The sequence below is a fragment of the Providencia sp. PROV150 genome (assembly GCF_028481025.1).
Lineage (GTDB): Bacteria > Pseudomonadota > Gammaproteobacteria > Enterobacterales > Enterobacteriaceae > Providencia > Providencia hangzhouensis.
On sequence record NZ_JAMPPJ010000001.1, the window covers coordinates 336,690 to 362,995 of the forward strand.

The 26,306-nt window shown below is 38.7% G+C and carries 26 protein-coding genes; 14 read left to right on the forward strand and 12 right to left on the reverse strand.

From position 1 onward, the window contains the following. Nucleotides 1-244: 244 nt before the first annotated feature. Nucleotides 245-823 carry a superoxide dismutase [Fe] gene (sodB, locus tag PSE83_RS01605; RefSeq protein ID WP_004263823.1) on the reverse strand — a complete coding sequence of 193 codons (579 nt, stop codon included), beginning with the start codon at nt 821-823 and terminating at the stop codon, nt 245-247. A gap of 481 nt (nt 824-1,304) precedes the next feature. Here sodB and PSE83_RS01610 point away from each other — a divergent pair, with 481 nt between their 5' ends. Further along, the gene (locus PSE83_RS01610) at nt 1,305-1,652 is read left to right on the forward strand and encodes a Grx4 family monothiol glutaredoxin (RefSeq protein WP_004263827.1); all 348 of its coding nucleotides are present in this window, start codon (nt 1,305-1,307) and stop codon (nt 1,650-1,652) included. Between the two features lie 100 nt (nt 1,653-1,752). On the opposite strand, the gene rnt is transcribed toward PSE83_RS01610, so the two are convergent. Both rnt and gloA read right to left on the reverse strand, forming a co-directional pair. Then, a complete protein-coding gene (gene rnt, locus PSE83_RS01615; protein ID WP_272660606.1) occupies nt 1,753-2,397 on the reverse strand; it encodes a ribonuclease T in 645 nt (214 codons plus the stop codon). A gap of 144 nt (nt 2,398-2,541) precedes the next feature. Beyond that, a complete protein-coding gene (gene gloA / locus PSE83_RS01620; RefSeq protein ID WP_036958666.1) occupies nt 2,542-2,949 on the reverse strand; it encodes a lactoylglutathione lyase in 408 nt (135 codons plus the stop codon). A gap of 168 nt (nt 2,950-3,117) precedes the next feature. On the opposite strand from gloA, the gene PSE83_RS01625 reads away from it, so the two are divergent. After that, nucleotides 3,118-3,357, forward strand: a complete 240-nt coding sequence (locus PSE83_RS01625; RefSeq protein ID WP_004263835.1) for a DUF1289 domain-containing protein — start codon at nt 3,118-3,120, stop codon at nt 3,355-3,357. A gap of 535 nt (nt 3,358-3,892) precedes the next feature. Continuing rightward, nucleotides 3,893-4,327 (forward strand): transcriptional regulator SlyA, encoded by a 435-nt coding sequence (gene slyA / locus PSE83_RS01630; RefSeq protein ID WP_036958670.1) that lies wholly within the window; start codon nt 3,893-3,895, stop codon nt 4,325-4,327. A gap of 437 nt (nt 4,328-4,764) precedes the next feature. On the opposite strand, the gene PSE83_RS01635 is transcribed toward slyA, so the two are convergent. Next, nucleotides 4,765-5,232 (reverse strand): glycine zipper 2TM domain-containing protein, encoded by a 468-nt coding sequence (locus tag PSE83_RS01635; RefSeq protein ID WP_036958672.1) that lies wholly within the window; start codon nt 5,230-5,232, stop codon nt 4,765-4,767. Between the two features lie 532 nt (nt 5,233-5,764). Here PSE83_RS01635 and anmK point away from each other — a divergent pair. From anmK to pdxY, 4 genes are all read left to right on the forward strand, one after another. Further along, nucleotides 5,765-6,886, forward strand: a complete 1,122-nt coding sequence (gene anmK, locus PSE83_RS01640; RefSeq protein WP_004263845.1) for an anhydro-N-acetylmuramic acid kinase — start codon at nt 5,765-5,767, stop codon at nt 6,884-6,886. A gap of 20 nt (nt 6,887-6,906) precedes the next feature. After that, on the forward strand, nt 6,907-7,560 hold the full coding sequence (gene pdxH, locus PSE83_RS01645) for a pyridoxamine 5'-phosphate oxidase (RefSeq protein ID WP_036958675.1): 654 nt from the start codon (nt 6,907-6,909) through the stop codon (nt 7,558-7,560). Between the two features lie 161 nt (nt 7,561-7,721). Continuing rightward, nucleotides 7,722-8,996, forward strand: coding sequence for a tyrosine--tRNA ligase (tyrS, locus tag PSE83_RS01650; RefSeq protein WP_004263852.1), 1,275 nt, complete (start codon nt 7,722-7,724; stop codon nt 8,994-8,996). A gap of 234 nt (nt 8,997-9,230) precedes the next feature. Next, nucleotides 9,231-10,094: a pyridoxal kinase PdxY gene (gene pdxY, locus PSE83_RS01655; protein ID WP_004263856.1), complete on the forward strand. Its 864-nt coding sequence runs from the start codon at nt 9,231-9,233 to the stop codon at nt 10,092-10,094. Between the two features lie 115 nt (nt 10,095-10,209). On the opposite strand, the gene gstA is transcribed toward pdxY, so the two are convergent. Then, a complete protein-coding gene (gene gstA, locus PSE83_RS01660) occupies nt 10,210-10,815 on the reverse strand; it encodes a glutathione transferase GstA (protein WP_036958678.1) in 606 nt (201 codons plus the stop codon). Nucleotides 10,816-11,121: 306 nt separating this feature from the next. Here gstA and PSE83_RS01665 point away from each other — a divergent pair, with 306 nt between their 5' ends. Next, the gene (locus PSE83_RS01665; RefSeq protein WP_004263860.1) at nt 11,122-11,988 is read left to right on the forward strand and encodes a DUF817 domain-containing protein; all 867 of its coding nucleotides are present in this window, start codon (nt 11,122-11,124) and stop codon (nt 11,986-11,988) included. A 58-nt stretch (nt 11,989-12,046) separates the two neighbouring features. Here the strand turns inward: PSE83_RS01665 and sapF are convergent, their stop codons facing one another. The 7 genes from sapF to pspF form a co-directional block, all read right to left on the reverse strand. Further along, entirely contained in the window at nt 12,047-12,850 is an 804-nt protein-coding gene (gene sapF, locus PSE83_RS01670; RefSeq protein ID WP_004263864.1) for a putrescine export ABC transporter ATP-binding protein SapF, read from the reverse strand. Next, nucleotides 12,851-13,846 (reverse strand): putrescine export ABC transporter ATP-binding protein SapD, encoded by a 996-nt coding sequence (gene sapD, locus PSE83_RS01675; protein WP_094961769.1) that lies wholly within the window; start codon nt 13,844-13,846, stop codon nt 12,851-12,853. Continuing rightward, the gene (sapC, locus tag PSE83_RS01680) at nt 13,846-14,736 is read right to left on the reverse strand and encodes a putrescine export ABC transporter permease SapC (protein ID WP_094961770.1); all 891 of its coding nucleotides are present in this window, start codon (nt 14,734-14,736) and stop codon (nt 13,846-13,848) included. Before sapC ends, sapD begins: the two co-directional genes overlap by 1 nt. Next, nucleotides 14,723-15,688, reverse strand: a complete 966-nt coding sequence (gene sapB, locus PSE83_RS01685; protein WP_272660607.1) for a putrescine export ABC transporter permease SapB — start codon at nt 15,686-15,688, stop codon at nt 14,723-14,725. Before sapB ends, sapC begins: the two co-directional genes overlap by 14 nt. Next, nucleotides 15,685-17,370, reverse strand: a complete 1,686-nt coding sequence (sapA, locus tag PSE83_RS01690) for an ABC transporter substrate-binding protein SapA (RefSeq protein WP_094961772.1) — start codon at nt 17,368-17,370, stop codon at nt 15,685-15,687. Before sapA ends, sapB begins: the two co-directional genes overlap by 4 nt. 366 nt (nt 17,371-17,736) lie before the next feature. Next, nucleotides 17,737-18,342, reverse strand: a complete 606-nt coding sequence (locus PSE83_RS01695) for a hypothetical protein (RefSeq protein WP_172767276.1) — start codon at nt 18,340-18,342, stop codon at nt 17,737-17,739. 500 nt (nt 18,343-18,842) lie between these two features. After that, nucleotides 18,843-19,859, reverse strand: a complete 1,017-nt coding sequence (gene pspF / locus PSE83_RS01700; RefSeq protein ID WP_136135396.1) for a phage shock protein operon transcriptional activator — start codon at nt 19,857-19,859, stop codon at nt 18,843-18,845. A 278-nt stretch (nt 19,860-20,137) separates the two neighbouring features. On the opposite strand from pspF, the gene pspA reads away from it, so the two are divergent. The 6 genes from pspA (at nt 20,138) to tyrR (ending at nt 26,063) form a co-directional block, all read left to right on the forward strand. Next, complete coding sequence (gene pspA, locus PSE83_RS01705) at nt 20,138-20,803, forward strand: phage shock protein PspA (RefSeq protein WP_004263893.1); 666 nt, start codon at nt 20,138-20,140, stop codon at nt 20,801-20,803. 80 nt (nt 20,804-20,883) lie between these two features. Further along, complete coding sequence (gene pspB / locus PSE83_RS01710; RefSeq protein ID WP_272660608.1) at nt 20,884-21,114, forward strand: envelope stress response membrane protein PspB; 231 nt, start codon at nt 20,884-20,886, stop codon at nt 21,112-21,114. Next, nucleotides 21,114-21,470 carry an envelope stress response membrane protein PspC gene (gene pspC, locus PSE83_RS01715; RefSeq protein WP_004263899.1) on the forward strand — a complete coding sequence of 119 codons (357 nt, stop codon included), beginning with the start codon at nt 21,114-21,116 and terminating at the stop codon, nt 21,468-21,470. Before pspB ends, pspC begins: the two co-directional genes overlap by 1 nt. A 344-nt stretch (nt 21,471-21,814) precedes the next feature. Next, nucleotides 21,815-23,212: a YcjX family protein gene (locus PSE83_RS01720; protein WP_140170554.1), complete on the forward strand. Its 1,398-nt coding sequence runs from the start codon at nt 21,815-21,817 to the stop codon at nt 23,210-23,212. After that, a complete protein-coding gene (locus PSE83_RS01725; RefSeq protein ID WP_094961775.1) occupies nt 23,209-24,264 on the forward strand; it encodes a YcjF family protein in 1,056 nt (351 codons plus the stop codon). The genes PSE83_RS01720 and PSE83_RS01725 overlap by 4 nt, the downstream gene beginning before the upstream one ends. A 239-nt stretch (nt 24,265-24,503) precedes the next feature. Beyond that, nucleotides 24,504-26,063, forward strand: coding sequence for a transcriptional regulator TyrR (gene tyrR / locus PSE83_RS01730; RefSeq protein WP_004263923.1), 1,560 nt, complete (start codon nt 24,504-24,506; stop codon nt 26,061-26,063). The last annotated feature ends 243 nt before the right edge of the window (nt 26,064-26,306 follow it).

The following is a 26,306-nucleotide window of genomic DNA, read 5'->3' on the forward strand; positions in this document are numbered from 1 at the left end:
ATGTATACTGAATAACATTGATTTTTGTATGGTTATTTAGTTGTTTAACTACGTTTGGATGAGAGGAACTCATGGATACAGATGTTAAATATGGTTTGCTTGCTGCGTTGGGCTCATTAGCATTGATTATATTTCTTGCTGCACATATTTTCTGATTTTATTTCAGCCTCGAATAGGGTGAATTTAATAAGGGCGAGAATATCTCGCCCTTATTGTATCTATACCTAGCAATAAGCAGAAATTGTTATGCTAAATTTTCTTCCACAAATTTCCAGTTAACTAGCGCCCAGAAATTTTCTAAATATTTAGGGCGAGCGTTACGGTAATCGATATAATAAGCATGTTCCCAAATATCGACAGTTAACACAGGCTTATCATCACCAGAAATAGGTGTTGCAGCATTGGATGTATTTACGATAGCAAGGTTACCATCTGCTTTTTTCACTAACCAAGTCCAGCCCGCACCGAAGTTTTTGGTTGCTGCATCAGTAAATTGAGCTTTAAATTCCGCAAAAGAACCGAATGCCTTGTTGATAGCTTCAGCGACTTTACCTGTTGGCTCGCCACCAGCGTTTGGTGCTAAGCAATTCCAATAGAAAGTGTGATTCCAAACTTGTGCCGCGTTGTTAAAAACGCCTGCTTCAGAAGTTTTAATGATTTCTTCTAAAGATTTTCCTTCAAAGTTAGTGCCTTTGATGAGGTTGTTCAAGTTAACAACGTAAGTGTTGTGGTGCTTACCATAGTGATATTCTAAGGTTTCAGCAGAGATATAAGGTTCTAAAGCATCTTTTGCATACGGTAAAGCGGGTAGTTCAAATGACATTGCGTACTCCTTGATTGCTTTTATATCAATATACTTAGGGTGTTTGCTCTTAAAATGAGCGAAATAATATGTGACAGCTTATCATTACAGTTTCGCCTATTGGCGATATGATACTTAATACATTAATGATAACACGATAAACCATACAAAGATAAAGGTAATGGCGTTACTAAGATGTTAACAAATAAATAGAGATATTACACATAAAAATCATATAGATATTGTAATCGAAAAATCTAAAGATATTAAGTTTCGGTTTTTATCTAGAAATAGCTACTTGTTTAACTTAAGTAGAGAGAAGATAGAAAAGGTGCCTTTTTGTTTTTTGGAATGCTATAGTAATGCCCCTATAAAACTGGCATATTGTATAAAACAATTCAGTTTCCTATTATATCAGTCAATGTATTCTGTTAAGTTGCGGTAGACTCTCAGTTACCGGCTGACTGCAAAACCTGCATCTTTGTTTTAAGGAAGTTAAAAAATGACAACTATTGAAAGAATTGAGCGCCAAATTAAAGAAAACCCAATTTTATTATATATGAAAGGCTCTCCTAAACTTCCGAGCTGTGGTTTTTCTGCTCAAGCAGTACAAGCTCTGTCTTCTTGTGGTGAGCGTTTTGCATATGTCGATATCTTACAAAACCCAGATATCCGCGCTGAATTGCCAAAATACGCAAATTGGCCAACGTTTCCTCAACTATGGGTTGACGGTGAGCTGGTCGGTGGCTGTGATATCATCATGGAAATGTTCCAGCGTGGTGAGCTCCAATCTCTAATTAAAGAAACTGCTGATAAGTATCGTCCAGCAGATGAAGCTAGCACAGACTAAATTAAGCCATAAATAAAAACGTAAAAACCGTATTTGATGAAAGCACTTATTACTTTTTATCAAACACGGTTTTTTTATGTAATAGCGATTAATTAAAAAATTATTGGGATTCTTCAATAATTGGCCAACCACCCAGCTTTTTCCATTTATTAACGATCTCACAAAATAGCAGAGCCGTTCGATTGGTGTCATACAGTGCGCCATGAGCTTGTTTACCATCAAATGGAATACCTGCGGAAACACAAGCTTTTGCTAGAATTGTTTGACCGAATACTAAGCCGCTCAGTGCCGCAGTATCGAAGGTTGCAAATGGATGGAAAGGATTACGTTTTAAACCTGCTCGTTCGGCTGCATTCACCACAAAACTGTGATCAAAATTTGCATTATGAGCGACAATAATTGCACGATTGCAATCTGTATTTTTCATTCCTTTGCGAATGACTTTGAATATCGCATGAAGAGCCTCATATTCACTAACAGCACCGCGTAGAGGGTTTGTTGGATCAATCCCTGTGAAGGCAAGAGCAGATGGCTCAAGATTAGCACCTTCAAAAGGTTCTACATGAAAATGTAATGTTTCATCCATGGAGAGCCAGCCGTCTTTATCCATTTTTAAGGTGATGGCAGCAATTTCTAATAGGCCGTCAGTTTTAGCATTGAACCCGCCTGTTTCAACATCAATAACGACAGGATAGTATCCCCTGAAACGGTTCACTAGGGCATTTGGATTGTTTTTTTCAGACATTAGGACTTTCAATTTTAGTTTTCTGGTTAGGTAACATTATGCCAAAACCAGTAAAAATTTGCAGGTAAACAGTGATAAAAGTTTAGGCGCTAGATTTGGCACCTAAACTTTAAATTATATAGTACTTTTAAATTATATAGCTAATTAATGGCCTAAGCCTTTACTTGCGCTTTTGTTTTCGATCAACTCAATCTTATAGCCATCAGGGTCTTCAACAAAAGCAATCACTGTTGTTCCACCTTTAACAGGGCCGGCTTCACGTGTTACGTTACCACCTGCACTACGTATATCATCGCAAGTTTTTGCAACATCATCGACGCCCAAGGCGATATGACCATATGCGTTACCCATATCGTATTGGTCAACCCCCCAGTTATAGGTCAACTCGATTACGGCGCCTTCACTTTCATCGCTGTAGCCAACAAATGCGAGAGAATATTTATACTCTGTATTTTCACTAGTTCTTAATAAACGCATGCCTAACACTTTCGTGTAAAAATCAATAGAACGCTGCATATCAGTAACACGTAACATAGTATGGAGTAAGCGCATTTTTAAACCTCTTAGAATCAGCCTGAATCGATTTACTTATTAATATAACGTGCTTAAATTAATAAATACAATGATTACAGTTTGTTTTTTGAACAAATAATGGTAATACTCATTTTCAGGAGTATATCATACATTTATCAGTGATTTTTTCTTTTGAAGGGGAAACTTATGGCGGAACAACTTGAATTTTTTGAGATCCCCAGCCCTTGCCGTGGTATTTGCCAAAGTAATGAACAAGGCTATTGTCGAGGTTGCTATCGCACTCGTGATGAGCGTTTTAATTGGCTAAAATTCTCTGATACTGAAAAACGAAATGTACTTCGTTTATGTCGTCAACGTTATTTAAGAATATTAAATAAAAAAACAGAACAAGAAAAAATCATAGATACACAACAACAACTCTTTTAGTTCACAGTTTTTAATATAATCATAAAAATAAATCAAATGTTTTATTTCTAATGTAAACTAATTCAGGTTGAATTATTAGCAAAATATTTATTTCTTGGTTTATATTTCAATAAAATTTTATTTATTCAAAATAGGTATAGGTTGAATCAAAATGACTGTAATTAACATGATTTTAAGATTAACTATATTTATTTGTTTTTTAAAGAATTATTTGGCGTTACTTTTTTTATTGTTATTCATGGCTACTATAAGAGCTAAAATAGATAGATCAAAAAGGAGAGTGCGGCTATTCTTATTAATAAGATAATTGATAGGTTATCTTATTAATCCTAGATTGAGATAATGGATGAATCAGTGATGTATTAATTAGAGATATATCGCATAATAAAACAGCTACTATAACTAGGAATAGGTATTTAATAGCTAATGTATAAATAAAAAGCTGTAAATATAAAAGGAAATTAATATATAATTCAAAAAATAATATGAGGACGGTATATTTTTTAGACATTATAATTATATAAAGGAGGGTAAATTGGAATCACAAATTGGGACAGAGTTATCACGTGTTGTTCGCATGTGGAGAGCATTAATCGACTATCGTTTGAAGCCTCTTAAGCTTACACAGACACATTGGGTTACATTGCATAATATAAGTCAACTACCACCTGAGCAATCTCAAATACAGTTAGCGAAAGCGATTGGTATTGAACAGCCTTCATTAGTAAGGACTCTAGATCAATTAGAGGAAAAAAAATTGATTTCTAGACATACTTGTACAAATGATAGGAGAGCTAAAAGAATAAAATTAACGGAAGAGTCTGAACCCTTTATTAAAACGGTAGACCAAGTCATAAATAATACACGTATAGAAATATTGAGCAACATTAGTAAAGATGAGCTTTACCAGCTATCACAGTTACTTATGAAACTTGAAAAAAATATCTTGAGGCTACAAAATGACTCTTGATGTAAAAAATATGCCTAGCTAATGAATGACATATTAATTATTAAATTTGTGTTTAAAATAATTTAGCATATGATTTTTTAATGAAATAGTAATTACACTTGGTTATAATTTTCATTAAATCATTATTATTATGAAATATAGTTAAGGCTATTAATTATTTTTTTCGCTGTGATACCTTCATTTTTAATTGTTAGCTAGCTAATTTATCGGTAGATACTAATAAATACTTTATTAAAGGAGATAGGCTAAAATAGATTTATTGATTTGAATGCAAGGCATTTATATGTAAACAAGAAATTGTGTCATTCAAAAGCCATGCACAATAAATAAAAAATATGATTATCTACCATAAAGTAACGATATCATTCAGCAATACTATTTGTAAGTAATGCTCACCGGCCATGGCCGGTGAGCATGCCTAATTTAGTACTGTATGATTACCGAGGAGACACAGTAACAGTATTTCCGCTATTCGCAATCATAACACGTTGGCCATTACGGAAGGTGCTTGGGTCTTGTTTTTGAACAACAACAATGTTTTTACCGCTATCGAGGCGGATTTCTAATTGAACACCTTGGCTTCTATTTAATGCGCCTTGAGCTTCCTGACCAGCTAAACCACCTGCAATAGCACCTGCGGCAGTTGCTAATGTGTTACCTGTACCACCACCGATGGTGTTACCTAATAACCCACCAAGAACAGCACCACCAATTGCACCAATCACGTTACCGTCTTCACCAGCTTGAATAGTCACAGGGCGAGCATTCAGAACAGTACCATAAGTCACAGTCTGTACCTGTTTCGCATCCTTGGCTGAAATAGTATCACCAGAAAGCGTACTGGTATTGACACAGCCTGATAAAGCTGCAACTGCTACAACACCTACAAAAACTTTCTTAAGCATAAGAACTCCTATGAGATTTGCTGTCTGTGGCACTAACATAGCATCGTATATTTGTTTTCACCATAAACACAACAAGTATCAAAATAATGATATTAAAAAGCGATGGTTAGATTACCGATTTTGATTTAAATAGAGTGTAAACACTAGGTAAAATATCTCAAATTCGAGATGATTTCATTCAATAAGGCACTCTTTGTTAAATATTCATATAGGGTAGTCAGCTTATGAGCATCATTTCGCACCAGTTGCTAAAAGAATAGTGCGTTAAAACTTTAGCTGAAATACTAAACAGTAATGCTAAGCTGATAAATGTATTATGTATCATTATATTGAAAATGAAAGTTTCAGATATTACAAAACGTCTTTTTTAGTTAGGTTGTCTAGCAATTTTTAGTTTTAGTGCATTTATTTATTATTCCTGCGAAGCGCTCCGAGAAATTGCATCGAATTGTTGACAAAATTTATCATCAAAGCACAATCTTTTGTAGCTGAGCGTTGTAAAGTTAATGTGCACTCTGAAGGAACAAGAATAATGATGAAATCAGGTCGTTACATAGGGGTTATGTCAGGAACTAGCCTAGATGGTGTTGATGTCGTTCTTGCCGCAATTAGTGACAAATTTGTCGCAGAGCAATCCAGTTTGAGTGTTGCATTTCCCATTGAATTAAAAAAAAGAATTTTAGATATATGCCAAGGGCAAACAACAACGCTATCAGAGATTGGTAAAATTGATCGAGAGTTAGGCTCTTTATATGCAGATGCGGTAAACCAACTTCTTATTCAAACTGGTTTAACATCTGAAGATATCATTGCTATCGGTTGCCATGGGCAAACTGTTTGGCATGAGCCCGATGGCGAACAGCCTTTTACTATGCAGTTAGGCGACAATAACCGTATTGCCGCTTTAACAGGGATCGCGACGGTAGGTGATTTTCGCCGAAGAGATATGGCTTATGGGGGACAGGGAGCACCTTTAGTTCCTGCATTTCACTTAGCTGTTTTAGGGCATCCTACAGAAAAACGAATTGTACTAAATATTGGTGGAATAGCTAATGTCACTGCTTTATTACCTGGTGCCTATGTTAAGGGTTATGACACAGGGCCGGGAAATATGTTAATGGATACGTGGAGCTGGCGTATAAAGCAACAGGCATATGATAAAGACGGTGAATGGGCAAGTCGAGGTCAAGTTGATCATGCATTACTAAAAGCGATGCTAAGTGACCCATACTTTAGACGTTCATCACCGAAAAGTACGGGGCGTGAGTATTTCAACACACAATGGTTAGAGCAGCATTTAGTTCATTTTCCATCAATTTCAGCTGACGATGTTCAAGCCACTCTGTGCGAATTAACCGCAGCTTCTATCGCAGAACAAGTATTACTGTGTGGCGGTTGTGAGCGCTTAATAGTATGTGGTGGAGGGGCAAAGAATACTTTTCTAATGCAACGGATGGCAGCCTTGCTTCCGGGAATTGAAGTGGCACCAAGTGATAAATTTGGTTTAAGTGGTGATGACATGGAAGCCTTGGCTTTTGCATGGCTAGCTGCTAGAACGGTATCTGGTCTTCCTGGAAATTTAGCCTCTGTTACTGGGGCAAGTAAAGAGACTGTGCTTGGGGCAATATACCCTAAAAATACCGATAAAAAATAACTGTGGTAAAGGACATAAAAATGAACGAGCTAGGTGAAATAGATCTTGCATCGGTACGTCGTGAATACACAAAAGGTGGGTTAAGACGTAATGACTTAACGCCAAACCCACTGACGCTTTTCGAACTCTGGATGAAGCAGGCGTGTGAAGCTCGCTTGAGTGACCCAACAGCAATGTGTGTTGCTACTGTGGATGAAACCGGGCAACCCTACCAGCGTATTGTACTTTTAAAACATTTTGATGATAAAGGCCTTGTATTTTATACCAATTTAGGTAGCCGAAAAGCACAGCATTTAGAAAAAAATAATAAAATTAGCCTGCATTTCCCATGGTACCCATTAGAGCGCCAAGTCAATTTCACTGGGGTTGCTGAGCGTTTAAACCCTATTGAAGTTGTAAAATATTTTCATAGTAGGCCGAAAGATAGCCAAATTGCAGCATGGGCATCAGCACAGTCTTCTAAAATTTCAGCGCGTGGTATTTTAGAAGGGAAATTTTTAGAACTAAAACAAAAATTTAAGAACGGTGACGTCCCATTGCCTAGTTTTTGGGGAGGATATCGAGTGGTATTTAATAGTGTTGAATTTTGGCAAGGCGGTGCACACCGTTTGCACGACCGTTTTTTATACCAGCGAGAAGGTGATGGCTGGAAAATTGATAGATTAGCCCCTTAGGATCATGTTTTTTAGCTGGCACTTAATTGATATGCGCTTTATGCTATAGCCTCATTTAAGTAAATTGACAAATTACACTGGTGAGTTTTTGATAAGCCTCTCAAACTTACTGGTCATTCAAACCAAAATAGATAGACAAAATACAACTGATGGAGTCATTGATGTCTAGCAATAACCTGATTAAACAATTGCAAGAGCGGGGCCTCGTTGCCCAGGTAACGGATGAGGATGCGTTAGCAGAGAGACTGGCGCAGGGCCCTATCTCTCTCTATTGTGGCTTCGATCCTACCGCTGATAGCTTGCATTTGGGACATCTGGTTCCTTTGCTGTGTTTAAAACGATTCCAACTAGCCGGGCACAAGCCTGTGGCGTTGGTCGGTGGTGCAACGGGCCTTATTGGCGACCCGAGCTTTAAAGCTACTGAGCGTAAATTAAACACCACAGAAACCGTTCAAGAGTGGGTAGAAAAAATCCGTAACCAAGTTTCACCGTTTTTAAGCTTTGATTGTGGTGATAACAGTGCACGCCTTGCTAATAACTATGATTGGTTTGGCAAAATGGATGTGCTGACTTTCTTGCGCGATATTGGTAAACATTTTTCGGTTAACCAAATGATTAACCGTGAGTCTGTTAAGCAACGTTTAAATCGTGATGACGTTGGTATCTCTTTTACTGAGTTTGCTTATAACCTTTTACAAGGTTATGACTTCGCAAATATGAACAAAGAGATGGGTGTAGAGCTGCAAATTGGTGGCTCTGACCAATGGGGTAACATTACTTCCGGTATCGATTTAACACGTCGCTTACACCAAAACCAAGTATTTGGTATGACGGTTCCTCTGATTACTAAAGCAGATGGCACTAAATTTGGTAAAACTGAAGGTGGTGCAGTTTGGTTAGACTCCAAGAAAACCAGCCAGTATAAATTCTATCAGTTCTGGATCAACACTGCAGATGCGGATGTTTATCGCTTCTTAAAATTCTTCACATTCATGGAACTAGATGAAATCAATGCGCTAGAAGAAGAAGATAAAAACAGTGGAAAGGCACCTCGAGCTCAATATGTATTAGCGGAGTTAGTCACTAAACTGGTACATGGCGAAGAAGGGTTAGCAGCAGCGAAACGTATTACAGAAAGCTTATTCTCTGGTGCAGTATCTGATTTAACTGAAGCTGATTTTGAGCAATTGGCTCAAGATGGCATGCCTTGTATCACTTTGGAAGCAGGTGCGGATTTACAGCAAGCTTTAGTTGATTCAGAGTTAGTGCCTTCTCGTGGGCAAGCAAGAACGACAATTAGTTCTAACGCGGTATCAATTAATGGCCAAAAACAAACAGAGCCAATGTATGTGTTCTCTGACGCAGATCGCCTGTTTGGTCGTTATACCTTGATCCGTCGTGGTAAGAAAAACGACTGTTTAATTAATTGGAAATAGCTCTGACTAACCTTTGTAATATCAGCCCGGAATTTTCCGGGCTATACTCGTCATACTTCAAGTTGCATGGGTGTTGATTGCGCTATGCTCTTCGAATTATATATCGATGTATATAATTCGAACTATTTTCTCAAGCCGCTTACATGTAATTAGAATTATTTGGAGTATATCCATATTAGCAACGGATAATCACTGATTTCTCTTCATTCGACATAACAATTCTTTGGGTTTTCAATGAAAAGCGTATTATCAATTCAATCCCATGTTGTTTTCGGCCATGCAGGAAACAGTGCTGCCGCATTTCCTATGTGCCGAATGGGCGTAGATGTGTGGCCACTCAATACCGTACAGTTTTCGAATCATACACAGTATTCACAATGGAGCGGAAGTGTTTTTCCCGCACAACACTTAACCGACATCGTTGATGGTTTAGCTAAAATCCATAAATTAGAAATTTGTGATGCTGTATTAAGCGGTTATATCGGTTCAGCTGAGCAAGGAAATGATATTCTTGATATCGTGGAAAGGGTCAAAGTAGCTAATCCGCAAGCCCTCTATTTTTGTGATCCAGTAATGGGGCATCCGGAGAAAGGCTGTATTGTTGCTCCGGGAGTTGCTGAATTCCTTTGTGAGCGTGCATTGGCCGCGAGTGATGTTATCGCACCAAATTTACTAGAATTAGAAACATTAACGGGTAGAACAATTAAAAATGTTGAAGAAGCTACCCAAGCTGCACGTGAATTGTGTCACAAAGGCCCTAAAATCGTTCTTGTTAAACATTTAAGCCGAGCAGGGTATCGCGCAGATCGTTTTGAAATGATCCTTGTAACAGCAGAGCACAGTTGGCATGTTAGCCGTCCTCTTGTTGACTTTGGTGAAAAACAACCTGTAGGTGTCGGTGACTTGACCAGTGGTTTAATGTTGGTTAACTTATTGAAAGGTGAGCCTTTAGATAAAGGGTTAGAGCACGTTGCTGCTGCAGTATATGAAGTGATGATAAAAACCAAAGAGATGGGGGAGTACGAATTACAACTCGTCGCTGCTCAAGACAAAATGGTTAACCCAGAACATAACTTCTGTGCAACACAATTAGATTAAGCTGCTTTTCAGCTGATAAAATTTTAGTTGATAACATAAAGCGGGAAAAACTATGTTTTATCCCGCTTTATCAACAACCTTACAGCGCACTACTGAAAGCGTGCTATTTTACAGATTAGATTAGTCCTTCCGCTTTTAATGCATCTTGAACATTAGGGCGTTTAGCTATTTTAGCACTGTAATCTTGCAGGTGGGTCAGGCTAGTCAAATCGAGCCCAACGTGTTTTGCCCAATTACTCACAGTGAATAAATAGGCATCTGCGACACTAAAAGTATCTCCAGCAAAGAAAGCCTGTTTAGCGAGCACGTTATCAACATACGCAAACTTATTAAACAATACATTACGGACAGTATCTTTATACTCTTCTGGTGTTCCTGGAGTGAATAAAGGTGAGAAATTTTTATGTAGTTCTGTCGAAATAAAGTTTAAAGCTTCTAATTGGTGATAACGTTTCATCGAACCTGGAAGTGCGATTAGGTTACGATCCGGTTTTTGGTCCGCAATATATTGGACAATAACAGCACCTTCTGTGAGTTGTTCGCCATTATCTAACACTAAAGTGGGTACTTGTCCTTTTGGGTTTATTGCTAAAAAGTCTTCACCTTTCTCGGTTTTTTTCTCTTTTATATTTACTCGTTCAATACTGAAATCTAAACCTGTTTCACGCAGAATGATGTGAGGAGAAAGTGAGCAAGCACCGGGAGCGTAATATAATTTCATCATAGAACTCCTAAATTGTTGAGTTGGCATTCATATAGCAAATAAACACATATTGCTTAAGTATATCATTACTTTCTATTAACGAATTGCCATCAGGTGCGAGTTAAACAATAAACCCCATAATTGGATGGAAAGTATCGTCAATATTAATAGGTAGTGTAAATCTAGTGATTAAAGCTATAAATAATAAAAATGCATAAATTTAAGATAGTTACCTTATGTAGAGTAATTCGATTTTGCTAAACTCCTCGCCTAATCTTCGGAAAGAAAACAAACCGAATAATAAAAGAATAGGTGAGTGAATAGATGACCAGTTTGTGTCAGAAATTGAATTTTTTAGGAAAGTTAGACCAAATTTTAATGGCTCACCAGCCGAATAATAGCCATGGAATTAAACGCTTTCTATTAGAGTTTTGGTTTTTCGGTTTAATTAATGCTCGTTCTTGTTTATTCGCTGGTTTTTTCTTTTTGGCACTATTCTTAGTCCCAGCTAAAGGATTAATAGGTATCCCTCGCTATGACCTGTTACTAATTTTTGCCGTTGCTTTTCAAGCTTTGTTAGTGTGGTCAAAGTTAGAAACTTGGGATGAATTAAAGGCTATTTGTGTTTTCCATTTAGTCGGTTTTATGATGGAGCTATTTAAAACTTCAGCAACGATAGGTTCTTGGCAATATCCCGATGAGGCTTATACGAAACTTTGGGGAGTTCCTCTATTTACTGGTTTTATGTATGCCGCCGTAGGGAGCTATATCATTCAATCTTGGCGATTTTTTAAAGTAAGAATTGAACACTATCCACCTTATTGGATGGCGACACTGGTCGCACTGGCTATTTATATTAATTTTTTTAGCCACCATTATATTGATGATTATCGTTGGTATTTAGCGGCGTTTATTATGGGGTTGTATGCGCGCAGTATGGTTTTTTACACTCCGCTAGATAAAGAGCGAAAAATGCCATTATTACTTGCATTTATGCTAATTGGTTTTTTTATTTGGTTAGCTGAGAATTTTGGGACATTTTTTGGTGTTTGGCAGTATCCAAACCAAATTGGTGCTTGGTCAATGGTACATGCAGGTAAGTGGGGAGCATGGTCACTGTTGGTGATTGTCACATTTACGATAGTCGTTCACCTTAAACATATTAAAGCCAATGTGACGATAGCACGTTAAATAAGATGTTTAATTTGTTGTCTGTGAAGGTGTTTACCCACAGACAACTGAATAACAGTTACAAGTCTTGTCGCCAAGCATCAATCGACAGGGGTTCACCAAAGTGACTTTCAATTAACCGGCGGGTAACGTCGTGAAGAGGGGCAGCTAAAACCTCTGCGGTATTACCACGCTCAACAACTTCGCCTTTATCCATGACAAGCATTTTATCGCTGACGTGTTTCATCATCCCCAAGTGCTGGGTAACATAGATAAATGCAATATCTTGTTTTGCTTGTAAATCTAACATCAAGTTGATGATTTGCGAGCGCATGGACATGTCTAACGAAGCTAACGCTTCATCAGCAATAATAATTTCGGGTTGTAGAATAAGTGCTCTTGCCAATGCAATACGTTGTTTTTGCCCAGATGCTAACATGTGTGGATAATATTCAGCGTGGTCGGCGAGTAACCCGACTTGGCGAAGCGTTTGAATAATACGCCTTTCACGTTCTATGCCAGTTAAGTCAGTGTTTAATTTTAAAGGGAGCTCAAGGGTTTGACCAATACGCTGCCTTGGGTTTAGGGATGTACTTGGATCTTGGAAAATCATGCGAATACGCTGGCAACGGTAGCTATAATCGCCAAAATTCAGGCGTTGTCCACGAATGAAAATATCGCCGCTGGTGGGTTCTACAACGCCTGATAACATTCGCGCAAGGGTTGATTTTCCTGAGCCATTGGCGCCAATGATAGCTAATGTCTGGCCTGCCTGTAAGTTAAAGCTAACGGGTTTGACGGCTTGTAATTCGTGTCGATGAAATAACCCTTCACGAAAACGGAAAGTTTTTGTGAGATTACGGACTTCAAGTAAGGTTTCCATTTAGGGTTGTTCCTCGGTGTTTAGCGGGTAATGGCAAGCAACGAGATGGCCTTTAATATTGCGTAATTGTGGCGCGTTGATGCAAGTTCGTTGTGCATAGGGGCAACGAGGTCCAAGGCGACAACCAATGGGCAAATGTTCAAGTGAAGGAATTGCACCAGGTAACGTATTTAACCGCCCTTTATGGGGAAGAGGGCTTTCAAAATCAGGGATTGAGCGGATTAGTGCTTGAGTATAGGGGTGGCGTGGCCGTTGTAGAATATCTTCAGGAGTTGCGCTTTCAACTGTTTGCCCGCAATAGAGTACATTGATGCGATCAACAAGTTTCGACATCATTTCCATATCATGACTAATGAGTAAAATTCCCATATTATTGTTTTGGTTTAATTTATCCAATAAACGGAAAATTTGAGCCTGAGTAGTTGACTCCATCGCATTGGTGGGTTCATCAGCGATTAATAACCGGGGTTGGTTAGCGATGGCAATCGCTATCATGACTTTTTGACATTCACCATCGGTTAATTCATAAGGATAACTGCGCATGATATCTTTATGATCTTTTATCCCCACACGGTGCAATAGCTCTATAGCACGACGTTTACGCCAATTAAAACGTTGCCACCAGCGGCCTTTATAAGTCCACCCTGGGATAGCTTGGATAAGCTGTTTACCAATATCAGCAGCTGGGTCGAGACAAGATTGTGGCTCTTGAAATATCATCGAGATATTATGGCCAATTAGTTTGCGGCGTTTACGTGGGCTGAGTTTTAGTAAGTCAATGTCTTGAAAGCGAAAACGGTCAGCTTTTACTCGAATATTATCTTTAGTCACGCCACAGATAGCTTTTGCAATAAGGCTTTTTCCAGAACCTGACTCGCCAACTAAACCTCTTATTTCCCCCTCAGATAGCGTCATTGAAACGCGGTCAACCGCTTTGACGGGGCCATTTGCAGTCATAAATTCGATAGTTAAATTGCGGATGTCTAGAAGTGGCATTATTCAACCCCCGCGTTGATGGCACGATGTAACCCGTCACCTAAAAGGTTAACAAAAAGCACGCTTATCATGATGGCAGCACCTGGCAAGATAACCGTCCAAGGAGCCACATAGATAAGCTCTAAAGTATCACCTAGCATAGCACCCCATTCAGAAGAGGGAAGTTGTGCACCTAAATCAAGAAAACCTAAAGCAGCAATATCTAAAATAGCGATAGAAAGTGCTCGAGTCAGTTCAGTGACGAGAATAGGGGTAATGTTAGGAAGTACGGTATACCATAAAATAAAAATGTTTGAAGCGCCATCAAGGCGTGCGGCAACGATGTATTCTTTATCTAACTCATCATGTACAGCGACATAGATAGTTCTTACCATTCGTGGAATTAATGCAAGGCAAATAGCTAGCATTGCATTTTGTAGGCTAGCGCCCATAAAGGCGACAACAATAATTGCCAGTAATAAGGAAGGAATTGACAGTAACGTATCGAGTATATGGTTAAAAATTGCAGATTTTAACCCACGAGTCATCCCAGCTAAGCAGCCGAGAACTAATCCAATAAGTGTCGCAATCAGTGTGACTAAAATAGCGGCACCAAATGTCGATTTAGTACCAATCAATAGCCGACTTAGAATATCACGGCCCAGATCGTCTGTACCAAAGAAGAATGCCACTTCGCCATAATGAGACCAAGACGGCGGCGTTAATTGGTAACCTAGAAACTGTTGATCTAGTGCATAAGGTGCTAGATAAGAGCCAACAAAACATAAAATTAATAAAACCAACACACCAACAAACCCCACCATAGAGGTCACATCTGATGAGAAGATATTCCATACCACTCGAGTTGGGGATGGCATTTTTTGTTCACGATAAAAATTATCTGAGGACATACCAATCCTTATGTTTTAATGGGTCCATCATGGCACCTAAAATATCAGACAGCACATTTACAGTAATCACGAGCGCACCAATTAGCATCACCCCAGCAGAAATCGCAGAGTAGTCTTCTTGGCGGATTGCTGTAACCAACCAACGACCAAGCCCCGGCCAGTTAAAAACGAGTTCAGTGACCATGGTCAGTGTTAACATCGTAGAAAACTGTAAGCCAAGCTTAGGAATAATCGGTGGAATAGCATTATGAAAAATATGGCGGCGAATGATTTTAATCCGTGAAAGCCCTCGAATAGCGGCTGCTTTGATATAATTTTCACTGGCGATTTCTTCGGTGCTATTACGTACTAACCGAATAACCTCGGTTGTTGGTGCGAGTGCTAAAGTGAGGACAGGTAACACCATGTGCTCAAGTACATTGATAATCATATCTTTACGATAGGGGGAGTCAGAAAGCCATGCATCAACCAAGGCAAAGCCAGTCACCGTTTTTAAATTATATAATAGGTCAATTCGGCCAGATACAGGAAGCCATCCTAGATGTAATGAGAAAAAGAGAGTTAAAACCAGTGCAAGTACAAATACAGGGACAGAAAATCCTAATAAAGCAAAGATACTGATAGCAATATCTGCAGGCTTGTTACGCCAAAATGCAGCAATGATGCCGAGTGGTATACCTGTCGTTAAAGCAAAAATAAACGCTAAAATGCATAACTCCATGGTTGCAGGGAATGTGTCCCTTAATTGTTCGGTTATGGGTTCCCCGTTGATACTTGAAACACCAAAATCAAAATGGAGTAAGCCTTCAAAATAAAAAATATAGGCATCGATAAGTGATGCGCCGCTCAGAGGTGCATTAGGCGTAAAATAGCTTAAACTAAAGCTGACTAGCGATAAGAAGAACACCGTGACTAATAAAAGTAAAAAACGACGCAGTGAATAAATAATCATGGTTTCTGCCTCTGTTTTTTCGGAGAAACTTTTTCAGGCTGCTCCATTTCACGATACACGCCAGCAAATGAGGTATTACCAAACGCACTGATCATTAGGCCTTTTATATCATAGCGGTAGGCCTGTAAACGTAAAGAATAGGCGAGGGGTAAGACGGGTAAATCTTCCCCTAAAATTTGCTGTGCTTGGTGGTAATAATCTATACGTGCGGCTAATTGCTGTGTCAATAGTGCCTTATGTAAGATTTCATCAAAGGCAGGGTTACACCAATGGCTTAAATTGGTTTGGGAACCAATTGCTGCACAACTCAGTAGCGGACGGAAAAAACTGTCTGGGTCATTACTGTCAGTTGTCCAACCCGCTAATGTCATATCATGGCTTCTATCCATTAATTGGTTTTCTTGGAAACGGCCTTCGACAGAACGGATATTCATCACAATACCGACCTGCGCTAAATCAGCTTGGATAAGCTCTGCCATCTTAAGTGGGCTTGGGTTATATGATTGGGAGGCGATTGGTACCCATAAATCTAGTTTTAGATTTTCTAATCCCATCTCTTTGAGCATTTGCTTAGAAAGTTCGGGATTATAATCGGTGATCTTTGCTTGATTGTCATAAGCCCATGATGCTCTTGGTAAAATAGATGCAGCTGTTTCTGCCGTGCCGTAATAAATTGATTGCATTAGACGTTCATTATTAATTGCATACGCAATTGCTTGGCGTACTTTTAGCTTATCTAATGGCGGCTTGCTGGTGTTAAATGCGAGGTAGGCAATATTCATCCCAGAACGCATAGAAATTCGTAAACGCGGGTCATCGCGTAATACCTTTAACTGGCTTGCGGCAGGGTAAGCTAAAACGTCACATTCCCCAGTGAGTAATTTTGAAATACGGCCAGTTCCACCTGCTCCCATGTCAACAACCACTTCTTCCATACGAGGCAAGCCCTTCCAATAATTGTCATTTCTAAGAAGTCTAACGAATTGCCCTGCTTGGTAGTCATCTAAATGAAATGGCCCCGTACCAATTGGTCGCCAATCGATCAGCTCTTGGCGATTTATGCTTGAAAGGAAATCGGCATATTCGGATGAAAGAATAGGAGCATAATGTGTCGCCAAATGCCATAAAAAAGACGCATCAGGAGAGTTCAAACGAAACTCCACTGTATGGTTATTAATTTTACGTATGCTTTGCACGCTGTTGGCGAACTGTAAGCTATCGAAATAAGGGTAATGCCCCCCATTGATGTAGTGATAGGGGTGATTCACCTCAAACATGCGGGAAAAGCTGAACACAACATCATCAGCATTCATATTGCGTGTAGGTGTAAACCAAGTTGTATTTTGGAATTTTACATCTTTACGCAAGTATAAACGGTAAGTTGCACCGTTATCTAAAACTTCCCATCTAGCAGCCAGTTCAGGAACCAAGCGATAAGTGAACGGATCAACATCTAATAGCCGATCATAAATTTGAGCACCGAGAGGGTCGACAATTAGCCCACTACTAACTAATTGTGGGTTAAACGTGGTAACGACCCCATTTACACAGTAAATAAAGCCTTTTTGGCGTATATCTGCAGGGACCTCGTTAGCCACAATATCGGTAAAGCGCTCTTGGTTATTAAGCGCTTGTGCAGACACAGAAATGATAAATAAAAACCAAACAGTTAATAGGCGCATACCACTGACATCGTTAACGAGAATTGACCTATTGTAGCGTAAAAATGGGGCTACAGGGTATAAGCAAAATTTAGCCTCATAACGTATGAAAATTAAGCTAAAAGGGATGATGTTAATATAATAATCAACTTAAATTATTATATTAATCATTGAAGTATGTCTTAATGAGAAAAAATCTCATTAAAAAGCTTTACAAATGACACTGATAACGATTATCATTCGTTTTGTCACTTAAGCCGAGTGCTTATGTAGACAAGGCATGACATTGCTCACATTGCTTCCAGTGTTTTATTTGATAGCCAGCTTGGGTGCTGGCTTTTTTTTTATGGAGAAATAGATGAGCTTGTTTAGCTTAATTTCTAGCTATTATTTTAAACCCACATAGTGTAAGTCTTCATCGGTTACGTTGCCTTGAAGGGTACATAAGAAACGAACAACACCTCTTTGCTCATCTTTTTCAATAATCAGCATTTTTTCAGCAGCATTTGGTTCCAAGTTGTAATCTTGCGTTGCGTGTTCGTTAAATACCCATTTACTTTGCAAATTATGGCGGATCATCGGTGAGTAGATATAAGTATTTCCTACCTTTATAATCGCAATTCTTGATGACGTATAGCGGACAACCTCTTCAAGGCTTTGTGTTGTTTCAAATCCCCAAAAATAGTATTGACCACGCAAGCCTAAATAGGCGAAGCCATCATATTTATCAAAATTACTATGACTAACAAAAAAACGGTTAAAAGTCACAATACCGGTTGGTGAAAAATTGAGATTAACAGAAACGTATTCATTGGTGCCTAATTGGTTATTTTTCAATGCATTAGAAATATGGTTTAAAACAGGGTCATCTTTTATTTTCTTGAAGAAAGCGGCATCACAGTAAGAAAATGTTTTCATCAATGATTGCGCATTAACCGTAGGAGATAACCCTAGAAGAAAAAAGGTGATCGCTAGTACATTTATATTTTTCATAATAGGCTCCTCATATAATAAGAATTATATTAATAGAGATATCATATAAATATATTTCGCACAGTAGTTAAATATGACAAGGTGTAAATACAAATAATAAAACAGCATTAATCATATTAAAATAGAATTATCTATCTATCTATCTATCTATATATAATTAACTAAACGTGCTAAAGAAAATTATATTTTTTATATAATAGCTAGTGGAAATTACTAATTATCACTTTTTTTGGGGGTGTCAAAATGGTTTTTAGTGTAATTTTGCTTAATTTTTTATGATGAAGTTATCTTTTAACTAATTGTTATTTATTGTTTTTATTTTATTTGGTTTTTTACTAATGCTGTTAGTAATTAAGTGATAAGTAATATTTAAAAGTGCAATGTGAAATTGGAAACATTTAGTAATAATAAAGCCCACGATTTTCAAATTTAAACTTTTTATCTCTAAGTATATTGCATTAGTTCAAACAATAAATTTGGATTGTTTGAACTAATGACTATTAAATTTCAATATTTATTTGATGTTTTTTAATTAAACCACGCAGTTGGTCATAACTTAGAGATAACCGTTGTGCTGCTTTACGCTGATTAAAATGACAATCTGCTAGCGCTTGTTCTAATAGTGCTTTTTCAGATTGCTGTTGCCACTGACGTAAGTCACAAGGTAGTGAAGGTAAAATGGTATTTGCTTGTTGGGAAGGCTGTATGGGTTGGGGGCTTGGTGATTCATGTAGCTCAGCAAGTTTTTCACCAAATGGATTGAAAATAATATTATCAACGGGTTCAGCATGGTTTCCATGGCGGTATATTGAACGCTCAATGACATTTTTTAATTCGCGTACATTACCTGGCCATGGGTAGTTTTGCAGGGCTTGTTGGGCATGTCGTGTAAAACCTGTAAAGTGCGAACGTTTTAATTCACCACACATTAAAATAGCAAAATGCTCTGCTAATAATAATATATCAGGTTGCCGTTCACGTAATGGGGGAAGGCGAATGACATCAAAAGCCAGTCTATCTAAGAGGTCGGCTCGAAAACGACCTTGTTTGGCGAGTTCGGGTAAATTGGCATTTGTGGCACAGATTAAACGCACATCTACGTGTAAAGCTTGGCTTCCACCGACACGTTCAAGCTCGCCATATTCAATGACACGCAGGAGTTTCTCTTGAACTGACATAGGTGCAGTCGCGAGTTCGTCAAGAAAAAGAGAACCTTTGTCAGCTCGTTCAAAGCGCCCTTGATGGCGTTTTTGGGCTCCCGTAAAAGCCCCCGCTTCATGTCCAAATAATTCAGAATCCAGCAAATTCTCATTGAGTCCGCTGCAATTGAGAGAGATAAAAGCTTCTTGCCAGCGAGGGGAAAGGTAATGGAGTCTATCTGCGATAAGCTCTTTACCCGTGCCGCGTTCACCGATAACTAAAACAGGTTTATTGAGTTGTGCGAGTTCAGAGGCTTGTTCGAGTACATCGAGAAAGTTACTTGAAACGCCAAGAATAGGTTCATTGGTTTCTTTCATGGTTTTTTTCACCAATAGTTGGTTTAAAATGCCGATATTTGAACTATAGACTAAAATGATTTTCAGGGGAAGCTTATAATTATTCTCTTTAAAATCATATCAATATGAATTAATTTAAAAGTTGGCACGCGAATTGCTATTTAAAATATGTAATAGCAATAGCTAAATACAGCAACATGCGAATTGTTGTTAGACTTACGGAGCGTCAGGTATGGGTTGGAAGCCAAATCAGGTCGAGGCGCTACAGAATGATTAAATCCATCAAGGGGATATAAACAATGGGTATTTTTTCACGTTTTGCCGATATCATTAATGCAAACATCGCTTCTTTGTTAGACAAAGCAGAAGATCCGCAAAAAATGATCCGTCTGATGATTCAAGAAATGGAAGATATGTTAGTTGAAATCCGGTCAACATCAGCACGTACTTTAGCAGAAAAGAAAGGTTTAGAACGTCGCATTGAGATGGGCGAAAAACAAGTTGCTGATTGGCAAGAAAAAGCAGAATTAGCGCTGGTGAAAGATAAAGAAGATTTAGCGCGTGCGGCACTGATTGAAAAGCAAAAAGTGAGTGCAATGGTCGATACCTTAAAACACGAGCTGATTATTGTTGATGAAACCTTGACTCGTTTGAAAGGTGAAATCACTGAATTAGAAAACAAACTGCAAGAAACTCGTGCGAAACAGCAATCAATGGTTGTTCGTATGGAAGCCGCACAATCTAGTCGTAATGTACGTCGCCAGCTGGATAGCGGCAAACTGGATGAAGCAATGGCGCGTTTTGAACAGTTTGAGCGCCGTATAGACCATATGGAAGGTGAAGCCCAAAGTTATGGTATTGGGAAACAAAAATCACTGGATCAACAGTTTGCAGAGTTAAAAGCAGACGACGAAATAAGTGCGCAATTAGCGGCACTTAAAGCTAAAATCAATAAAGATCAGTAACAGTTATTTTGATGCACTGGTACGTTAGTAATATCGTATCAGTGCCATAGATAGGTTAACCATATGTATAAGGATATGTGATGGGCTACGTTTTTCTGTCTCTCGTATTAATCATTTTTCTCATTTTTATTCTGCCTATTTGGCTGTGGCTACATTACAGCAAAAAAAACAGTGGGCAGGGGAGTCAGCTAACTGAAAATGAAGTACATCGTTTGATGCAATTAGCAGAACAAGCATCACAGATGCAGCAACGCATTAAAACACTTGAAGATATTTTGGATGCAGAACACCCAAATTGGAGGCAAAAATAATGACTCAATTTCGCAACCGCAAACTTTATCGTTTAACGGATAGACGTGTGTTCGGTGGTGTGTGTTCGGGTATTGCTGAGTATTTAGAACTTCCAGTTGCTTTGGTTAGAGCATTAGCCGTATTGGCTCTATTTGTCAGTTTTGGTATTACTTTGATTTTGTATATCGTGATGTGCTTTGTCGTAGAAACGGCACCAAGTGGCTACCGTTCACAGCAAGATATTGGCCCAGAAGTCAGTAGTCTTATTAACCAAATCGATACACAATTAAAATCAGGTGAAATGAAGCTACGCCAGATTGAAAGATACGTTACGTCAGATACTTATACAGTGAACAGTAAATTTCGAAATCTATAATAAATCGTATCGCCATCACATGATAAGGGATTAGGTTTCAAAACCAAATCCCTTTTGTTTTTGATAAAAAAGTGAGTGAAATATGGCAAACAACGTTCGTTATCGAATTAAAAAATTTGCAAAGAAACTTTTGCTACGAAAAGGTATTCGATTAGCCGCAGTGTTGCTCATGACGTATGGCCCAGCAGGGTTCATAGGTAAACTTATTAAGTTATTGACAAGTAAATGGTTGCTTAATGTACTAATTAAACGGTTAACCTAATACAATTTGTTTTATGCTAAATTATAGAACGCAATATGACGTAAAATGAGTTTAAATTGAAAGGATAAGTCTTGGGAGGAGCATGAAACGACTGCACAGTGAATTAACTGATTTGATGAATAGAAGTGTTGATCGTCATGTTAGGCTCGCAGTAACAGGGCTTAGCCGTAGTGGAAAAACCGCATTTATTACTTCACTGGTGAACCAATTATTGAATGTGAATGCGGGCGCACGGCTCCCTTTATTTTCTGCCGCGCGTGATAAGCGGTTGTTAGGGGTGAAACGGATACCTCACCGTGATTTGTCAGTACCACGCTTTGCGTATGATGAAGGTATTGCATCCCTTTATGGGGAACCACCGCAATGGCCAACACCAACACGGGGGGTCAGTGAAATACGCCTTAAATTGCATTACCGTTCAGAAGACTCTTTTTTGCGCCATTTTGTCGATAACTCATCATTATATTTAGAGATTGTGGATTATCCCGGCGAATGGTTGTTGGATTTACCCATGCTAGATTTAAATTATCTAGCATGGTCTGAACAAATGAACACCTTAATAAAGGGAGAGCGTGCACATTTAGCCCAACCATGGCTGACATTGTGTGAAAAATGTGACCCTTTAGCGCCTGTTGACGAAAATTTGCTGGCTGAAATTGCTGCTGCCTACACCCAGTATTTAGTGGAATGCAAGGCCCAAGGGCAACATTTTATTCAACCGGGTCGTTTCGTTTTACCGGCTGAATTAACAGGAGCACCCGCACTCCAATTTTTCCCATGGCCGAATGTAGCCAAATATGGTGATAAAAAGCTCGCACAGGCAGGAAAAAACACCAATATTGGCGCATTACAGCAACGCTATCAATATTATTGTGAGCATGTTGTAAAGGGTTTTTATCGTGATTATTTCCAACGTTTTGACCGACAAATTGTTTTAGTTGATTGTTTGCAACCGTTAAATAGTGGTGTTGATGCATTTAATGATATGAGAATGGCGTTAACTCAATTAATGCGTAGTTTTCATTATGGTAAACGCACATTATTGAGGCGTTTATTTTCACCTTGTATTGATAAATTACTCTTTGCGGCGAGCAAGTCAGACCATGTAACACCAGACCAGCATGCAAATTTAGTGGCTTTATTGCAACAATTAGTGCAAGAGGCATGGCAGCATGCTGCATTTGAAGGGATCAGCATGGATTGTGTTGGTTTAGCATCAATACAAGCAACCGAAAGTGGCCTTGTGGATTATAAAGGTGAAAAATTACCTGCGTTAAAAGGGAATCGGTTAAGTGATGGACAACCGCTAATGTTTTATCCTGGTGAAGTCCCAAAACGGTTGCCAAATGAGCAATTCTGGCAAACTCAAGGTTTTCAATTTGAAGATTTCAGACCAAGGCCAACGCCAATGGATCAACCATTGCCACATATTCGTATGGACAGTGCGCTTGAATTTTTGTTGGGAGATAAACTGAAATGAATGAACCTTTAAAACAGCGTTTAGATTTCGCTGAAAGTAGTGAAAATGATACGAAAGAATCGCTAAAAAAAGCCCAAGTTTTTGATGAACGAGAACTCGAAAAATTCACTCCAGTTTCTTTGGAAGCAGAACAAGATAGCCAAGAGGGTGAGGTTGAAAGCCTGATTAACGAAGCGTTAAAACCAAAACGGAGTTTTTGGAGAAAGTTAGTTGGCGCTGCAGCAGGGATTTTTGGGGTCAGTGTCGTTGCTCAATTGGGCGTTTGGATCCATCAATCATGGGTAACACAAGATTGGACTGCGTTAGGTGTTGCTGCTGCGGGTGGTTTAATCGTTGTGGCGGGTGTAGGGTCAGTCGTTGGTGAATGGCGGCGGTTGTATCGCTTAAGAGAACGAGCAGAGGAACGAGACTTTGCTCGCGAATTATTGCACAGTCATGGAATGGGGCAAGGAAAGGTTTTTTGTGAAAAATTGGCAAAACAATCTGCGTTATCAATGCAACATCCTGCGATTGTTAATTGGCAAGCCACTCTCCATGATTCTCATAATGATAGAGAAGTTGTTGAATTATATAGTCGAATGGTTCAGCCCATTCTTGATGAACAAGCTCGTAAAGAAATTAGTCGTTGTTCTGCTGAATCGGCCATTATGATTGCAGTGAGCCCGTTAGCACTGGTGGATATGGCATTTATTGCTTGGCGAAATATTCGTCTAATTAATCGGATCGCGGCAATCTATGGTATTGAACTCGGTTATTACAGCCGAATTCGGCTATTTCGTATGGTGCTCATTAATATTGCCTTTGCAGGTGCATCTGAATTAATTCGTGAAGTGGGGATGGATTGGTTATCTCAAGACATTACCGCACGGTTATCAACACGTGCAGCACAAGGTATTGGTGCGGGTTTGTTAACTGCACGTTTAGGTATTAAGGCGATGGAATTATGCCGACCACTACCTTGGATTGAAAACAAGCCTCGTTTAGCCGATTTTCGTCATCAGCTAATTGGCCAATTAAAGAATGTTATTCCCAGTAAAAAAGATAAAGCGTAAAGAAATATCGCTGGCAGAGTGAGTTGACAGTTTTCACTCACTCAGCAGCATCATGTGTTGATTAATATGCTTATTGTTATTTCAAGCCTTAAAAAATTAAGGAAAGCAGTGATTTTATTTGTTAATACCTATGAAGCTTACAAGCTGTCAACAATTTGTGACACAAACACTGTATTCCCTTAATGTTTAAGGCTAAAATACCTTTATTCTCTCGGCTTTTTTGATGAAGGTTCCTATCCATGCGCCTCGAAGTGACCTGCCAAGACCGTATCGGTTTAACGCGTGAATTACTTGATCTTTTAGTCCTACAAAATATTGATTTAAAAGGTATTGAAATATCTCCTCAACGTAGGATTTACCTAAATTTTACACCTGTAGATTTTCAGGTATTCAGCACATTGATGGCAGAAATACGGCGTATCAATGGTGTTATTGATGTTCGCCGAATTTATTTTATGCCTTCAGAAAGAGAGCATAAAGCTGTTTGGGCGCTATTAAACTCATTTCCAGAACCTGTTTTGTCCATTGATAATAAGCTAAATATTGAGTTGGTTAACCCAATGACATTGCAATTATTTGGTTATGATGAGGCAAAAATTCGAGAAAAAACCTTTTCTCAGTTAGTCAGTAGCCAAGGGCTGGTACGTTGGTTTGAACGAGAGTCACCAGAAGCTTATACAGAGAAAGTCGTCATTAAAGGCCAAGACTATTTGATGCAAGTGACTCCTATTATTTTGGCAGATGAAAATGGTAAACTCCATTGTACAGGAGCTGTGTTGCTGTTGAAATCGGCTGAAATTTTAGATAAGCAACGTAAACAAGTTATTGAGGTAGATGGCAGTGGTTTTGAACAAATTATTGCTGTTAGCCCTGTCATGGCAAATGTAGTTGAACGGGCTAAACGTGTTGCGATGCTGGATGAGCCATTATTACTCGTTGGTGAAACAGGGACCGGGAAGGATATCTTAGCGAAAGCTTGTCATTTGCATAGTGCGCGAGGAAAAGAACCGTTTTTAGGTTTAAATTGTGCTTCGATGCCGGATGATGTCGTAGAAAGTGAATTATTTGGTTATGCAGCAGGGGCGTATCCAAATGCAGTTGAAGGTAAAAAAGGTTTTTTTGAACAAGCAAATGGCGGAACAGTATTGCTTGATGAAATTGCTGAAATGTCACCTCAAATGCAAATTAAGTTATTACGTTTTTTAAATGATGGAACATTTAGGCGTGTTGGCGAGGAACGAGAAGTTAAGGTTAATGTCCGTGTAATTTGTGCAACACAGAAAAATCTACCTGAATTGGTGGCAGAAAAAAAATTCAGAGAGGACCTTTATTATCGTTTAAATGTACTCACATTAACCATCCCTCCATTACGTGAACGTAAAGAAGATATTTTACCGCTAACCAAGACATTTGTAGCCAGTTTTTCCAAAGAGCTTCATATTGCAGAGCCTAAATTGGCGCCTTCGCTAATCGAATTTTTAAGCAGTTATTATTGGCCGGGTAATGTAAGGCAACTGAGAAATGCCCTTTATCAAGGGTTAACTCAACTTAATGGCAATATATTGGAAGCAGAGAATATCCAATTACCTGATGTAGTAAATCCTCCCGCACTGGCTTTAGATTCGCTCAATGGTTCGCTAGATGAAATTACTAAACGCTATGAAGCGTCAGTATTAGCGCGCTTGTATCGTGATTACCCGAGCACTCGTAAATTAGCTAAACGCTTGGATATTTCTCATACGGCAATTGCCAATAAATTAAGAGAATATGGTCTCAATACGAAAAAAGAGCAAAACTAATTAAAATGAACAAAACAATAACCTATGTGTTAACAGCAATAGGTTTGTTTTTTAGTGGTTCTGGCATTGCAACGGCAATACCGACCCACGGTTTGAATAAGTATTGCCGAGATGCTGTAGTACGAACAGTCGGTAAAATCTATGAGAATAGGGCACTAATTCAATGTTATTTTAAAGACGTACCTTTTTTAGCTCGTGTTTAGTATGGCAAAACCTTACTAATACTATTGCTAATTGGTGAAT

Coding starts and splice junctions, on each gene's coding strand:
- sapD (WP_094961769.1), bottom strand. CDS start 13,846: ATGCCACTTCTAGACATCCGCAATTTAACTATCGAATTTATGACTGCA.
- PSE83_RS01725 (WP_094961775.1), top strand. CDS start 23,209: ATGAATGAACCTTTAAAACAGCGTTTAGATTTCGCTGAAAGTAGTGAA.
- pspC (WP_004263899.1), top strand. CDS start 21,114: ATGACTCAATTTCGCAACCGCAAACTTTATCGTTTAACGGATAGACGT.
- sodB (WP_004263823.1), bottom strand. CDS start 823: ATGTCATTTGAACTACCCGCTTTACCGTATGCAAAAGATGCTTTAGAA.
- rnt (WP_272660606.1), bottom strand. CDS start 2,397: ATGTCTGAAAAAAACAATCCAAATGCCCTAGTGAACCGTTTCAGGGGA.
- gstA (WP_036958678.1), bottom strand. CDS start 10,815: ATGAAATTATATTACGCTCCCGGTGCTTGCTCACTTTCTCCTCACATC.
- pspF (WP_136135396.1), bottom strand. CDS start 19,859: ATGAAAGAAACCAATGAACCTATTCTTGGCGTTTCAAGTAACTTTCTC.
- sapC (WP_094961770.1), bottom strand. CDS start 14,736: ATGTCCTCAGATAATTTTTATCGTGAACAAAAAATGCCATCCCCAACT.
- pspA (WP_004263893.1), top strand. CDS start 20,138: ATGGGTATTTTTTCACGTTTTGCCGATATCATTAATGCAAACATCGCT.
- tyrS (WP_004263852.1), top strand. CDS start 7,722: ATGTCTAGCAATAACCTGATTAAACAATTGCAAGAGCGGGGCCTCGTT.
- sapB (WP_272660607.1), bottom strand. CDS start 15,688: ATGATTATTTATTCACTGCGTCGTTTTTTACTTTTATTAGTCACGGTG.
- pdxY (WP_004263856.1), top strand. CDS start 9,231: ATGAAAAGCGTATTATCAATTCAATCCCATGTTGTTTTCGGCCATGCA.
- PSE83_RS01695 (WP_172767276.1), bottom strand. CDS start 18,342: ATGAAAAATATAAATGTACTAGCGATCACCTTTTTTCTTCTAGGGTTA.
- pdxH (WP_036958675.1), top strand. CDS start 6,907: ATGAACGAGCTAGGTGAAATAGATCTTGCATCGGTACGTCGTGAATAC.
- tyrR (WP_004263923.1), top strand. CDS start 24,504: ATGCGCCTCGAAGTGACCTGCCAAGACCGTATCGGTTTAACGCGTGAA.
- gloA (WP_036958666.1), bottom strand. CDS start 2,949: ATGCGCTTACTCCATACTATGTTACGTGTTACTGATATGCAGCGTTCT.
- PSE83_RS01635 (WP_036958672.1), bottom strand. CDS start 5,232: ATGCTTAAGAAAGTTTTTGTAGGTGTTGTAGCAGTTGCAGCTTTATCA.
- sapA (WP_094961772.1), bottom strand. CDS start 17,370: ATGCGCCTATTAACTGTTTGGTTTTTATTTATCATTTCTGTGTCTGCA.
- anmK (WP_004263845.1), top strand. CDS start 5,765: ATGATGAAATCAGGTCGTTACATAGGGGTTATGTCAGGAACTAGCCTA.
- pspB (WP_272660608.1), top strand. CDS start 20,884: ATGGGCTACGTTTTTCTGTCTCTCGTATTAATCATTTTTCTCATTTTT.
- PSE83_RS01625 (WP_004263835.1), top strand. CDS start 3,118: ATGGCGGAACAACTTGAATTTTTTGAGATCCCCAGCCCTTGCCGTGGT.
- PSE83_RS01665 (WP_004263860.1), top strand. CDS start 11,122: ATGACCAGTTTGTGTCAGAAATTGAATTTTTTAGGAAAGTTAGACCAA.
- sapF (WP_004263864.1), bottom strand. CDS start 12,850: ATGGAAACCTTACTTGAAGTCCGTAATCTCACAAAAACTTTCCGTTTT.
- PSE83_RS01610 (WP_004263827.1), top strand. CDS start 1,305: ATGACAACTATTGAAAGAATTGAGCGCCAAATTAAAGAAAACCCAATT.
- PSE83_RS01720 (WP_140170554.1), top strand. CDS start 21,815: ATGAAACGACTGCACAGTGAATTAACTGATTTGATGAATAGAAGTGTT.